13 protein-coding genes are annotated in these 11547 nt (G+C 66.4%); 8 read left to right on the forward strand and 5 right to left on the reverse strand.

Translation table 11 applies throughout. The features are described from left to right. Positions 1–32 precede the first annotated feature (32 nt). Complete coding sequence (locus AC1DEL_RS01865; protein ID WP_477125045.1) at positions 33–584, reverse strand: cytochrome b/b6 domain-containing protein; 552 nt, start codon at positions 582–584, stop codon at positions 33–35. A gap of 2 nt (positions 585–586) precedes the next feature. Further along, positions 587–853 carry a PepSY domain-containing protein gene (locus AC1DEL_RS01870; protein WP_092293641.1) on the reverse strand — a complete coding sequence of 89 codons (267 nt, stop codon included), beginning with the start codon at positions 851–853 and terminating at the stop codon, positions 587–589. A 219-nt stretch (positions 854–1072) separates the two neighbouring features. On the opposite strand from AC1DEL_RS01870, the gene AC1DEL_RS01875 reads away from it, so the two are divergent. Then, positions 1073–2083 (forward strand): LysR family transcriptional regulator, encoded by a 1011-nt coding sequence (locus AC1DEL_RS01875; protein WP_092293639.1) that lies wholly within the window; start codon positions 1073–1075, stop codon positions 2081–2083. A 21-nt stretch (positions 2084–2104) separates the two neighbouring features. Here AC1DEL_RS01875 and AC1DEL_RS01880 read toward each other — a convergent pair whose 3' ends face one another. Beyond that, positions 2105–2611: a DUF6630 family protein gene (locus AC1DEL_RS01880; RefSeq protein ID WP_092293637.1), complete on the reverse strand. Its 507-nt coding sequence runs from the start codon at positions 2609–2611 to the stop codon at positions 2105–2107. A 33-nt stretch (positions 2612–2644) separates the two neighbouring features. Then, a complete protein-coding gene (locus AC1DEL_RS01885) occupies positions 2645–3334 on the reverse strand; it encodes an ArsR/SmtB family transcription factor (protein ID WP_477125044.1) in 690 nt (229 codons plus the stop codon). A gap of 125 nt (positions 3335–3459) precedes the next feature. Here AC1DEL_RS01885 and AC1DEL_RS01890 point away from each other — a divergent pair, with 125 nt between their 5' ends. The 7 genes from AC1DEL_RS01890 to AC1DEL_RS01920 are packed head-to-tail and all read left to right on the forward strand — an operon-like array spanning position 3460 to position 10744. Then, entirely contained in the window at positions 3460–4428 is a 969-nt protein-coding gene (locus tag AC1DEL_RS01890; RefSeq protein ID WP_477125043.1) for a Bug family tripartite tricarboxylate transporter substrate binding protein, read from the forward strand. 24 nt (positions 4429–4452) lie between these two features. Continuing rightward, positions 4453–5409, forward strand: coding sequence for an NAD(P)H-dependent flavin oxidoreductase (locus AC1DEL_RS01895; RefSeq protein WP_477125042.1), 957 nt, complete (start codon positions 4453–4455; stop codon positions 5407–5409). 12 nt (positions 5410–5421) lie between these two features. Beyond that, on the forward strand, positions 5422–6153 hold the full coding sequence (locus AC1DEL_RS01900; RefSeq protein ID WP_092293628.1) for an enoyl-CoA hydratase/isomerase family protein: 732 nt from the start codon (positions 5422–5424) through the stop codon (positions 6151–6153). A gap of 6 nt (positions 6154–6159) precedes the next feature. Continuing rightward, the gene (locus tag AC1DEL_RS01905; protein WP_477125041.1) at positions 6160–7359 is read left to right on the forward strand and encodes a CaiB/BaiF CoA transferase family protein; all 1200 of its coding nucleotides are present in this window, start codon (positions 6160–6162) and stop codon (positions 7357–7359) included. A gap of 33 nt (positions 7360–7392) precedes the next feature. Continuing rightward, complete coding sequence (locus tag AC1DEL_RS01910; protein ID WP_477125040.1) at positions 7393–8163, forward strand: enoyl-CoA hydratase/isomerase family protein; 771 nt, start codon at positions 7393–7395, stop codon at positions 8161–8163. Further along, the gene (locus AC1DEL_RS01915; protein ID WP_477125039.1) at positions 8160–9782 is read left to right on the forward strand and encodes an AMP-binding protein; all 1623 of its coding nucleotides are present in this window, start codon (positions 8160–8162) and stop codon (positions 9780–9782) included. The genes AC1DEL_RS01910 and AC1DEL_RS01915 overlap by 4 nt, the downstream gene beginning before the upstream one ends. A gap of 20 nt (positions 9783–9802) precedes the next feature. Continuing rightward, entirely contained in the window at positions 9803–10744 is a 942-nt protein-coding gene (locus AC1DEL_RS01920; RefSeq protein ID WP_477113589.1) for a hydroxymethylglutaryl-CoA lyase, read from the forward strand. On the opposite strand, the gene AC1DEL_RS01925 is transcribed toward AC1DEL_RS01920, so the two are convergent. Next, positions 10730–11365 carry a MarR family winged helix-turn-helix transcriptional regulator gene (locus AC1DEL_RS01925; protein ID WP_477125038.1) on the reverse strand — a complete coding sequence of 212 codons (636 nt, stop codon included), beginning with the start codon at positions 11363–11365 and terminating at the stop codon, positions 10730–10732. The genes AC1DEL_RS01920 and AC1DEL_RS01925 overlap by 15 nt on opposite strands. Between the last annotated feature and the right edge of the window lie 182 nt (positions 11366–11547).

Here is an 11547-nt window from a genome sequence, read left to right on the forward strand (position 1 = left end):
GCCACGGGCGGCGCCGGCGCGGCAACCCCCGGCTAGTCGAGGCTGCGCGGCTTGCGGCCGGTAATCATCGCGCCAATCAGGTTTTCCTTGCCGGCCACGCTGGTAACGATGGCCACCAGCGCGTGCACCACCACCAGCCCGAGCAGCGTGTTGGAGAGCCAGCGATGGATGTCGATGGGCCAGTCCTCGCCCCAGAACGGGTCGAGGCGGGAGAGCCAGCCGGTGACGGCGAGCAGCAGGATCAGGGTCCACATCGCCAGCATCATCACCGCGCCGAGCGGGGTGTGGCTGATGAAGCGCGGCGTGCGGCGCCGGGCCATGGCCCGGGCATGGGCCAGCACGCCGGCGGGGCGCGGCAGCCAGGCGCGGAAGCGCGCGTGTTCGCTGCCGATGAAGCCCCAGAGAATGCGAAACAGCACAAGTCCGGCGGCCACGTAGCCCAGCACGCGGTGCATCTGGTCGCCGGAATCGTCGATGAGGTCGTAGCAGACGATGGCCGCCACGCTCCAGTGCGTGAGCCGCACCACCACGTCCCAGACGCGGAGCGTGGTGGTATGGCGCAGCTGGCCGGCCGGCACCGACATGCTTACTTCTCGATCTCGGACTTCACGATGTCGAGCGTCTTCGTGTCGAAGTAGATCTCGGCCTTCTTGCCGTCCTTGGTGGTGCCATAGATCTCGTAGCAGTTGCCGTCCACCTTGAACTTCTTGATGTTGTAGCCCTGGGCCGCGATCTTGGCCTTGGCGTCGGCCTCGGGCATCCATTCGGACTTCGGATGCTTGTCGCACTTGGCGCCCGCGAAGGCCCCCGTGGAAAACGCACCGGCGATGAGAAGTACGGCCACTTTCAGCATTGCAGCTCCCGCAAGAAGCCCCATCCGGGGCGGATGCCGGAATCGTACGCGGTAACAAGAACAATTCCCAATCAATGTTTTCCCGCACGATGACCTGCATCAAATGCCGTGCGCGCCGCCCGGCGCGGCGGCTATCGGCGTGAACGTCGGCAGCGGGATTGTCCGGGCTGTGGGACAATTCCGCCTCGCCCACACGGCGTGGGTGACGAAGGTGTCTGCATGAAATCGATCGACTGGAAAGACTGGGAAATCTTCTGCCGCGTGGTGGAAGGGGGCGGCTTCACGCAGGGCGCCGAACTGGCGGAAGTGCCCAAGTCATCGGCCAGCGCGGCGGTTGCCCGGCTGGAAACCCAGCTTGGTGTGCGCCTGTTCGAGCGGACCACGCGGCGCGTGCGCGTGACCCAGCGCGGCCAGCAGCTCTATGACCGCGTGGCGCCCCTGTTTGGCGAGTTGCGCGAGATCAGCGCCGAGGCCGCCTCGGTGAGTGCCGAGGTCAGCGGCACGCTGCGCATCGCCACGCCTTACGAGGTGGGTTCGCAGCACCTGTCCGCCTCGCTCTCCAGGTTACTTAAGCTGCACCCGTCGCTGCATGTGGAACTGGACATGAGCTGGGACCAGCCCGACCTGATTCGCCACGGCTATGACCTCGCCTTCGTCATGACCGACACCAACCTCCACGACAGCTCGTTCGCGAGCAAGCGCGTGGTGCTGATCGAGCGTGCGTTCTATGCGGCGCCCGCGCTGATCCGCGAGCACGGCCTGCCGCGCGCGCCGCAGGACCTGAAGGGCTGGCCGACGCTCGGCAACCTCGACGATGTGCAATGGGAATTCCTGCGCGATGGGGTGGAAACCTTCGCCATGGACGTCTCGCCGCGCATCTCCACGCATAACGCTGAAGTCCGGCTCAAGGCCGCGCTGGATGGGCTGGGCGTGGCGCGCATGTCGCCCCGCTTCGTGCACGAGCATCTGGTGCACGGCCAACTGGTGCGCGTGCTGCCCGGCTATACGTCGTCGCCGCTGAAGGTGTACGTGCTGATGCCCGCGCGCAAGCTGATGCCGCCGAGCGTGCGGGCCTTCCTCACTGTGCTCGAGGAAACGCTGGGCGTGCCGGAGACCCGGCGCCCGGCACCGCGCGCCAAGGCGCTGGGGGGCACGGATGGATCGGACAGCGCCGACATCGCCGATACCCCGGACGGTGACGGCGGCGCGGTGGTGATCGGGCTCGACTGAGTTTCCAGGCGAGCCGGTCGGTCAGTAGGGCTGGTCGCCGGGACGGATGTCGAAGCCGAGCGTGTCGGCGATCTCGAGTATCTCTTCGTCGTCTTCGCTGCGCGTGATCCAGCCGCCGTAGGCGTCGCCGCCGGTATCCCAGTTCCAGAGCGTGTAGCCGGCCATGCGTAGCTGCGTGGCGACGATCTCCATCAGCTCGGGCACGCTCGTGCCCTCCAGGAAGTCTTCGTCCTCGGTGTCCTCGGTGCCCCAGTCCACCTCGAGGTCGATCCGCTCGCAAAGCTGGTTCAGGCAGCCGATAAAGGACTCGGCGTCTTTCCAGTCGACATAAAAGCCGGATTCCCAATCGATGATGTCCTTGACCTGCCACAGCAGGCCGGCGGCATCGATCTCGTCTTCCTCGGCGTCTTCCAGCGCTTCCTCGAACAGCGAAAACTGCCGGCTGGTCTGGGCGCTGTCGCCGAGGTTAATCAGCGCGAATAGCCGGCTGATGGCGTCTTGCGCGTCGTCGTCCAGTTCAATTGCCATCTGCTCCTCCTCTGGCTTCGGTATTCATATCCGTCAGGCTGCCACGTTCACGATTTCGCGCTGGCCGCGAGGCGTCACGCGCAGGGCGCGCGACGTGTCCGTACGCTCAATCCACCCGCGTGCCAGCAGGCTGTCGAGCAGCGCCGCGCCGAGCGCCCCGCCCAGATGGGGCTTGCGTTCGCTCCAGTCCGGGCAGGTGCAGGCGAACTGCCGGCGCTTGCGGCGGGTGGCGCCCAGGTCGATGCCAAGCTGCCCCATCGCCTCCGCGCCGGGGGCGCTGAGGTCGACGGCGCTGCCCGACACGATCAGCCAGCCCGCATCGGACATTCGTTCGAAAAGACCCACCGCAAGTTCCCCAGCCAGATGGTCATAACAGGTGCGAGCCTGCCGCAGCGCCGGCGGCGCCGTGCGGGAGACCGGCACGACACGCACGCGCGGCGGCTGGCTGGCCAGCGACGCCGACGCAAGCGCCTCGATGGCCACACCAATTTCCGGCGTGGCCAGCCGGTAATAGCGATTGCGCCCACGCGTCTCCACGGCGAGCAGGCCGCCTTCGGACATGCGGGCGAGATGGCCGCTGGTGGACGAGGCCGACAGCCCGGCAATCATCGCCAGTTCGCCGGCCGGCCGCGCGCTGCCATCCATCAACGCCCACAACATGGCCGCACGGCCGGGGTCGGCCAGCAGCCCAGCAAGCTGGCTGATGCCAGGAGCGTATTCCATAGTTCAGTGCGGAGTGAAACGACGGATGAAGTATAGAGCGAGATGCGTACAACCATATAGTGGACAAACTCAACGATATAAAATACTATGTCCACAAATATCCAGGCAGTTCTAATAAAGGAGGCATGATGTTGCGCCTGATGATGTACTCGCTGTGGACGGCTGCCCTGTTGACGGTCAGCCCTGCGCAGGCGGCCTATCCGGACCGGCCGATCGTTCTGGTGGTGCCGTTCGCGGCCGGCGGGCCGGCTGACGTGATGGCGCGCACGCTCGCCAAGTCCATGACCACGCGGATCGGGCAGACGATCGTCGTGGAGAACCGGCCCGGCGCCGGGGGGCTCGTGGGTATCTCGGGCGTGACGCGTGCCACGGCAGACGGCTATACGCTGGGCATGGCCGGTACGGGCGCGATGGTCTACGCACCGTTCATTTCTCCCAAGATGCCATTCGACCCGCTCAAGGACGTGGCCTACCTGAGCACGATGGTCTCCACCCCGAACCTGCTGGTGGTCAATGCCAGCTCTCCCTTCAAATCGGTCGCGGATCTGCAGGCAGCGGCCAAGCGCGAGCCGGAGAAGTTCACCGTTGCGTCTGCGGGCGTGGGTAGCAGCACGCACGTGGTTGGCGCGCTATTCCAGCGCGAAGCGGGCATCCGCCTGCGCCACGTGCCATACAAGGGCGGCGCGCCCGCCGTGCAGGACCTGATGGGCGGACAGGTGGACATGTTCATCGCCGAAGTCCCGGCGGTCGCGCACCTGATCAAGGGCGGCAAGCTTCGCGCGCTGATGGTGACGGACACCAAGCGGCTCGCGGCGCTTCCCGATGTGCCCACGGCGGCCGAAGCCGGCTTGCCGAAGGTGCTTGCCGCAGGGGCGTACGGCATCGTCGCGCCACGTGGCCTGCCCGACGATGTGTCCCGCAAGATCGTCGATGCCGTCACCGCCGCATTGCGTACCCCCGACCTCATCGAGAAGTTTGCCGAGCAGGGCGGTATCGCACAGTCCAGCACCCCCGACGCCTACCGCGCGGTGATCAAGTCCGAGCAGGGGCGATGGGGGCCGGTGATCAAGGCAGCAGGCATCACCGCGGAGTAACCGCTTTTGCAGAGGAATCAACAGATGAGCATCAAGACGCGAATCACCGAATTGCTTGGGATCCGCTACCCCATCGTCCAGGCGGGCATGAGCTGGGCGTCGTCGAGTTCTCCGCTCGTCGGGGCGGTGTCGAAGGCCGGCGGCCTGGGCGTGATCGCGGCTGGCCCGATGCGGCCCGACGACCTGCGCCGTGCGATTCGCGAAGTGCGCGAGATCACCGATGCGCCGTTCGCGGTCAACGTCGCCCTGTACAACAAACGGGCGGCCGARCATCTGCAGATCGTGCTGGACGAAGGCGTGCCGATCCTCATCGCGTCACAAGGCAGTCCGCGCGAACACATCGACCGCTTCAAGGCCGCCGGGGTCAAGTGGCTACACGTGGTGGCGCATCCCGACCATGCGCGCAAGGCGGCGTCCGCCGGCGTCGATGGGCTGGTCGTGGTGGGCGGCGAGGCGGGTGGACATCCGCCGCCCAGCGGTACGAGCACGCTGGTGCTGGTGCGATTGATTGCGCGTGCCGTTGACTTGCCGATCGTGGCCGGCGGCGGGATTGCCGATGGCGCGGGCGTTGCGGCCATGCTTTGCCTCGGCGCGGATGCCGTGCAGATGGGCACCCGCTTCCTCCTGACCCCCGAGGCCTCGCTGCACGACGCCTACAAGGAGAAGGTGCTGGCGGCCGGGGTGGGCGATACCACGCTCGTGGGCTGGCGGGGCCTGCCGATTCGCGCGGTGCGCAATGCGTTCACCGACGAATACGAGGCGGCGGAGCGGGCAGGTCAGCCGCGCGAGGCGCTGGAGGCGCTGTTCGGCAGCCGGTCGCTCAAGATGGCCGCCCTGGATGGCGATGTCGAGCAGGGCAAGGTCGAGGCGGGCCAGAGCGCCGCGCTGATCGATGGGCTAGTGCCCGCCGGCGTGTTGGTCGAACGCATTGCGGCAGAGACGCGCGAAGCGATGGCGCGTATGGCAAATCAATGGAAGTAGAGAGGTGGGGACATGAGCGAACTGCAGATTGAGGATGTCGGCCAGGTGCGCGTGCTGCGCATGAACCGCCCGGAAAAGCGCAACGCGCTGAACAATGCCCTGACGCGTGGGCTGGTGGAGGCGTTGGCGGCGGCCGAAGCCGATGATGCCGTGCACGTCGTCGTGCTCACGGGCAATGGCTCGGCCTTCTGCGCCGGTGCCGACATCGGCGAGTTCAAGGACCTGACCTCGGACCAGATGTCGCGCGTGGAAGAGCGCGCCGCGCTGACGATGCAGTTGCATCTCAGCGTCTCGCGGATGAGCAAGCCGGTGATTGCCGCCATCAACGGCTTCGCGATGGGCGGTGGTGCAGGGCTGGCCATTGCATGCGATCTGGCCCTCGCCGCGCGCTCGGCCCGCATCGGCTATCCGGAAGTGAAGCATGGCATCGTGGCCGCGATCGTCCTGCCCAATCTGACGCGGCAGATTGGCCGCAAGGCGGCATTTCACCTCGTGGCCACCGGCGAATCGATCGATGCGGAGCGCGCTGTCGCGCTGGGCATGGTCAACGCCGTGCATGACGACCACCTGCTGATGGAGGAGACCATGGCGCTGGCCAGTCGTCTGGCAGAGGTCAGTCGTGCGGCCATGGCCACCACCAAGCAGACGTTCCACCGCGTGGTGGACCTGCCGCTGGAAGCGGGTCTGGAGGTCGGGCGCGAAGCCAACAAGCGCATGCGCAGCTTTGTGCGGACGGAGCGGTAGCGCGCCATGAACAAGCCACTCGAACACATCACGATTCTCGACCTCTCGCGGGTGCTGGCCTGCCCGTTCGCCTCGATGATCCTTGCGGAACTCGGTGCCACGGTGATCAAGGTCGAGCAGCCCGGCGCCGGTGACGAGACCCGCAGTTTCGAACCGCAGGTGGAGGCCGGGGGGGGGAGCGAAAGCGCCTACTTCATGGCGTTCAATCGGAGCAAGCAGTCGATCACGATCAACCTGCGCAATGAGGCGGGGCAACAGATCGTGCGGGATCTGGCGGCCAAGGTCGATGTGGTGATCGAGAACTTCCCGGTCGGCACGCTCAAGCGCTATGGACTCGGCCCCGAGACGCTGCGCGAGATCAATCCGAAGCTGGTCTATCTTTCCTGTACCGGGTTCGGGCAGACCGGCCCCTACGCCGCGCGCAAGGGCTACGACACCGTGTTCCAGGCGATGGGCGGGCTGATGAGCCTGACCGGCGAGCGCGGCGGTGGGCCCGTGAAGCCCGGCTTGCCGATGGCAGACCTGACGTCCGGCCTGTGGGCCGCCATCGCCGTGCTCTCGGCGCTGCAAGGCCGCAGTGCGTCAGGGCAGGGCTGTCACATCGATCTTTCGATGTTCGACGCACAGGTCAGCCTGCTCACGCTGGCGGCGGCGCGTTGGTTCACGCTGCACGAAGTGCCGCCGCGCATGGGCACGGAGCACCCCGGCCGCGTGCCATCGGCGAGTTTCCAGGCTGCGTGCGGCCGCTGGCTCCATATTACGGCGAGCGACCAGCACTGGGTGCCGCTCTGCCAGGTGCTGAAACTCGAGACATGGGGCGCCGATCCGGAACTCCAGACGAACGCGGGCCGCGTGCGCCGGCGCGATGAAGTGATGCAGCGGCTGACCGAGGCCATCGCGGCGTGTGAGGGTGCCGCGCTGTGCGAGGCCATGGACAACGCGGGTGTGCCCGCCGGCCCGATCAAGTCGGTGGATGAAGTCCTGTCCGATCCCCATGTGCAAGCGCGGGGCATGGTGGCGGAATTCGATCATCCTGTCATCGGCACGTTTCAGGCGCTGCCAGTGCCGCTGCGCTTCGACGGCTGGGACAACCCCGAGGTGGGACGGCCCCCGCTGCTTGGCGAGCATACGGGCGACGTGCTGCGCGACTGGCTGGGCATGGACGCCCAACGCGTGAAGGCCCTGCGCGAAGCCAAGGCCATCTAAGGCGTAGCCAAACCGAGGCGTATCGAGATAACCATGACTGAATCGAACGAAACGGGCACAGCCCCCGCCGTGCTCTACGCGGTGGAAGGCGGCGTTGCCACCATCACGCTGAACCGGCCGGATAGCCGCAATGCGCTGAACCTGGCCATGTGCGAGGGGTTGCAGGCTGCCGCCACGGCGGCTGCCGCCGATCCGGACGTGCGCGTGGTGCTGGTGCGCGCTGCCGGTCCGGCGTTCTGCGCCGGCGCCGACCTCAAGGAGCGCAAGACGATGGATGAAGCGCAGGTGCTGGCCCGCCGCATGCGTGGATTCTTTGCCTACGACGCGTTGGAACGCCTGCCGATGCCAGCGATCGCGGTGGTAGCCGGCTCGGCGGCCGGTTCTGGCGTGGAGATTGCTGCCGCCTGCGACCTGGCTGTGGCCACGCCCGACGCTACCTTCTGGACGCCTGAGGCGCAGTGGGGCACCGTGGGTGCAACCCAGCGACTGGCGCGCATCGTCGGCAAGCGGCTGGCCAAGGACATGATGTTCACCGGACGACGACTGACGGCGGCGGAAGCGCAGGACGTCGGCCTCGTCACGCGCGTTGTCGCGCCTGAGAGCCTGGACGCCGAAGTGGCCGCCATGGCGGCAAGCATCGCCAAGGCACCGCCGCTGGGCATGCGCCTGGCCAAACGCTGCATCGATCGCGGCATCGAGCTGGGCCCGCGCGGTGCGCTGGCGGAAGAACTTCTGGCAATCGAAGAGAACCTGGCCCGCTCCGACTGGCGGGCGGGAATTGGTGGATTTGGAGGTAGAGCATGACGTGGGAACCTCGCACATTGGCAGCAGTGTTGGCGCAGCAGGCCAGCTTGGGTGGGGCGCGGCGCGCGTTGGTCACGCCTGACGGGGCCGCCACGTGGCGCGACCTCGAAGGGCAATCGCGCCGCGTTGCCAAGGCGCTGCTGGCGCGCGGCGTGAAGCGCGGAGAATTCGTCGGCCTGCTGTGCGGTAACGATGTGAATTGGGTGGCGAGCTTCTACGGCGCAGCGCTGATCGGTGCCGTGACCGTGCCGGTCAACACCCGCTTCAAGGCTGCGGAAATCGAGTACTGCCTGCGCCAGTCCGATGTGCGGCTGCTGATCCTGGCGGACCGCTTCCTGAAGATCGATTTCATGGGTTTCCTCCGCGAGGTGGAACCCGCTGTCGACCATGAACTGCCGGGGCAGGCGCTGCCACTGCTCGGCGACGTGGTGGTGGTCGGCAACGATGTGCCGCACGCTGGGATCGGCTGGGAGGCATTTCTCGCCGCCGGCGATGCCCTGAGCGATGAAGCGCTCGCGGATGCCATGCGCGCCGTGACGCCGGATGACCTGCTGCTGATCCAGTTCACGTCGGGCACCACGGCGTACCCGAAGGGCGTGATGCTCACGCACGACAATATGCTGCGCAACGCCTCGGCTGTCGGGCAGCGGCTTGGCATCGAAGCATCGGATTGCTATTTCAACTGTCGGCCGTTCTTTCATGTGGCCGGCTCCACGCTGTCGCTCCTTTGCGCGCTGTGCGCGGGCGCGAGCATCGCCACCCTGCCGACGTTCGATGCCGGCGCCGCGCTGGCGATGATGGAGCGGGAGCGCTGCACGTTCATCTCGGGCAATGAGACGTTGTTCCAGATGCTGATCTCCCACCCGTCGTTCGACCGCTCGCGTTTGCATCTGCGCGGTGGATGGGCCGCGGCAGGCGCCGACACGATGCAGCGCATCATCGACGAGATGGGCATCGAGACGATTTGCTGGGCGTATGGGCTGTCGGAGGCGTCGCCCAACGTCGTGATCAATGACTGGCGCGACGATGCAGCGCTTCGCGTGGGTGGGTTCGCGCTCCCGCATGAAGGCGTGGCGGTGCGGATCATCGATGAGGCGTCGGGCGTCGTCTGTGGCGTCGACGAGGTGGGCGAGATCCAGGTCAAGGGCTGGGGCGTCATGCGGGGCTACTACAACCAGCCCGAGGCGAACGCCAAGGTATTCACCGCGGACGGCTGGCTGCGCACCGGTGATCTTGGGGCGTTGCGCACCGATGGACGCCTGCGGCTGGTCGGCCGGCTCAAGGACGTGTTCCGTGTCGGCGGTGAGAACGTGGCGCCTGCCGAAGTGGAACAGGCCCTGCTGTCCCATCCCGCCGTGGCTTCAGCCCAGGTGGTGGGGGTGCCCGACGCGAGGCTGGGCGAAGTGCCGGCCGCGTTCGTCACGCTCAAGGCCGGCGCGACGCTGGATGCCGAGACGTTGCTGGCATGGGCCAGGCCGCGCATGGCAAATTTCCGTACCCCGCGCTACGCCGCCATCGTGACGGACTTCGAGCGCATCGGCATGACCGCCAGCGGCAAGGTGCAGAAGAACAAGCTGCGCGAGCACGCCATCGCGTTGTTTCACCCGTCGAACCCATGAATCCCGCGCCGGAGACATCCATGACTGCCGAAGTCGTCCTCTGTGAGTGCTTTGCCCGCGATGGGTTGCAGCATGAGCCCGATTTTGTGTCCACCGAAACCAAGGTGGCCCTCGTCGATCGATTTGCGGCCATCGGCTTTCCCCGCGTGGAGGCCACCTCGTACTCGAATCCGAAGGTCGTGCCGCAGTTTGCGGATGCTACCGAGCTACTGCGTACGCTGCCACGCCGAGAAGGCGTGATGTACAAGGCGACATGCGCTAACGGCCACGCGGTGCAACGCGCGCTCGCGGACCTGGAGGCCGGTTTCGGGGCCACCGAGGTGAGCCTGCTGGTGTCGGCCTCGTCGTCGCACTCGGAGCGCAACCTCAAGCGCAGCCGGGACGATCAGTGGTTGAACATTCGCGCGATGGCAGATGCGGCGCGCGGGCGCTTCCGCATGATCGGCACGATCTCGGTCGCGTTCGGCTGCCCGTTCGAGGGCCATGTCGATCCGCAGGAAGTCCTGCGCGATGTGGGGCGGTTTCGCGATGCCGGTGTCAGGTTCGTGACGCTCGGCGACACGACCGGCATGGCGACGCCCCTAACCGTGCGTGCGTTGTTCCGCGCCATGCGGAAGGCCTTCCCGGACGTTACCCCGATTGCGCATTTCCATGACACACGTGGCACTGGCCTGGTCAACTATGTTGCCGCGCTGGAAGCCGGGGTGACTCACTTCGATTGCGCGATGGGCGGCGTGGGCGGTCATCCCGCCAAGGTACAGTACGGGGGCGGACATACCGGAAACGTGTGCACCGAGGACTGGGTGGCGCTGCTTGACGCGATGGGCGTCCGAACCGGCATCGATCTGGACGGCATGCTGGCGGTTGCGAAGCAATGCGAAGCCGTGCTCGGTCGACCGTTGCACAGCCGGGTGTTGCGTAGCGGCCTGAACCCGCTACGCGCCGTATTACACGCCGCCTGAGCCACCCACGAGCCGGTTGAGGCGCGATACCAGCGAGCGGATTTCGGCGAGATCGAGGTCGGCGCCGCCACCCTGTTCCGTGGCGGCGTCAGCCGCCGGCGCCGGGGTCTCCGCTTCGTCGATGGCCTCTCCCGCAGCGGCCCGCCGCTCTTCATCCAGCACGTCGCGCGCGCTGGTGGTGAGCATCGACAGCATTTCCATCAACTGTTTGCGCTGCTCGGCGCTGAGCGGACTCAGCAGCCGCTCGTTACGCGCGTTGGCGTCAACGATCACCTTTCGGTAGAGCGCATCGCCGGCCTTGGTCAGGCTCAGCAGCACCGCGCGGGCATCGGTATCGCTACGCTCGCTGACGATCAGTCCGCGCTCGATTAGACCCGATACGGTGCGGCTGGCATAGCTCTTGTCCAATGCGGCGCGTCGTGCGAGCTCCTTCAAGGAAAGCGGTGCGTGCGCGCCGAGCATGCCAATCGATCGCCATTCCAGCAGTGTCAGCCCGAACTTGCGCTGCACGCGCAACGATGCGCTCGCGGCGGAGAGGCCTGCCAGGTTGTGCAGACGTGAGGAAAGCAGGTCGGTAATGATCCGCGGCGCGGCACCGGCGTTGCGTTTCGTTGCGCTCATTGGCGAAGGCTCCCGTTAGTTGAATCTGTCAACGATTCTAACTGCATTGTCCACGGCAAGCGACAGATTGCCACGCCCATATAGTTGACGATGTCCATCATGTAATTTACATTGGAAACCAATTCAAGGGCGGTAAAACAAGAGGAGGAGACGGAATGGACGGCAAGGGAGCCATGACAAAG

The sequence above is a fragment of the Cupriavidus sp. 10L43_2 genome (genome assembly GCF_056395265.1).

What these genes read in the sequence shown, in the direction of transcription:
- AC1DEL_RS01865 (WP_477125045.1), bottom strand. Translation starts at nt 584, where the DNA reads ATGTCGGTGCCGGCCGGCCAGCTGCGCCATACCACCACGCTCCGCGTC.
- AC1DEL_RS01870 (WP_092293641.1), bottom strand. Translation starts at nt 853, where the DNA reads ATGCTGAAAGTGGCCGTACTTCTCATCGCCGGTGCGTTTTCCACGGGG.
- AC1DEL_RS01875 (WP_092293639.1), top strand. Translation starts at nt 1,073, where the DNA reads ATGAAATCGATCGACTGGAAAGACTGGGAAATCTTCTGCCGCGTGGTG.
- AC1DEL_RS01880 (WP_092293637.1), bottom strand. Translation starts at nt 2,611, where the DNA reads ATGGCAATTGAACTGGACGACGACGCGCAAGACGCCATCAGCCGGCTA.
- AC1DEL_RS01885 (WP_477125044.1), bottom strand. Translation starts at nt 3,334, where the DNA reads ATGGAATACGCTCCTGGCATCAGCCAGCTTGCTGGGCTGCTGGCCGAC.
- AC1DEL_RS01890 (WP_477125043.1), top strand. Translation starts at nt 3,460, where the DNA reads ATGATGTTGCGCCTGATGATGTACTCGCTGTGGACGGCTGCCCTGTTG.
- AC1DEL_RS01900 (WP_092293628.1), top strand. Translation starts at nt 5,422, where the DNA reads ATGAGCGAACTGCAGATTGAGGATGTCGGCCAGGTGCGCGTGCTGCGC.
- AC1DEL_RS01905 (WP_477125041.1), top strand. Translation starts at nt 6,160, where the DNA reads ATGAACAAGCCACTCGAACACATCACGATTCTCGACCTCTCGCGGGTG.
- AC1DEL_RS01910 (WP_477125040.1), top strand. Translation starts at nt 7,393, where the DNA reads ATGACTGAATCGAACGAAACGGGCACAGCCCCCGCCGTGCTCTACGCG.
- AC1DEL_RS01915 (WP_477125039.1), top strand. Translation starts at nt 8,160, where the DNA reads ATGACGTGGGAACCTCGCACATTGGCAGCAGTGTTGGCGCAGCAGGCC.
- AC1DEL_RS01920 (WP_477113589.1), top strand. Translation starts at nt 9,803, where the DNA reads ATGACTGCCGAAGTCGTCCTCTGTGAGTGCTTTGCCCGCGATGGGTTG.
- AC1DEL_RS01925 (WP_477125038.1), bottom strand. Translation starts at nt 11,365, where the DNA reads ATGAGCGCAACGAAACGCAACGCCGGTGCCGCGCCGCGGATCATTACC.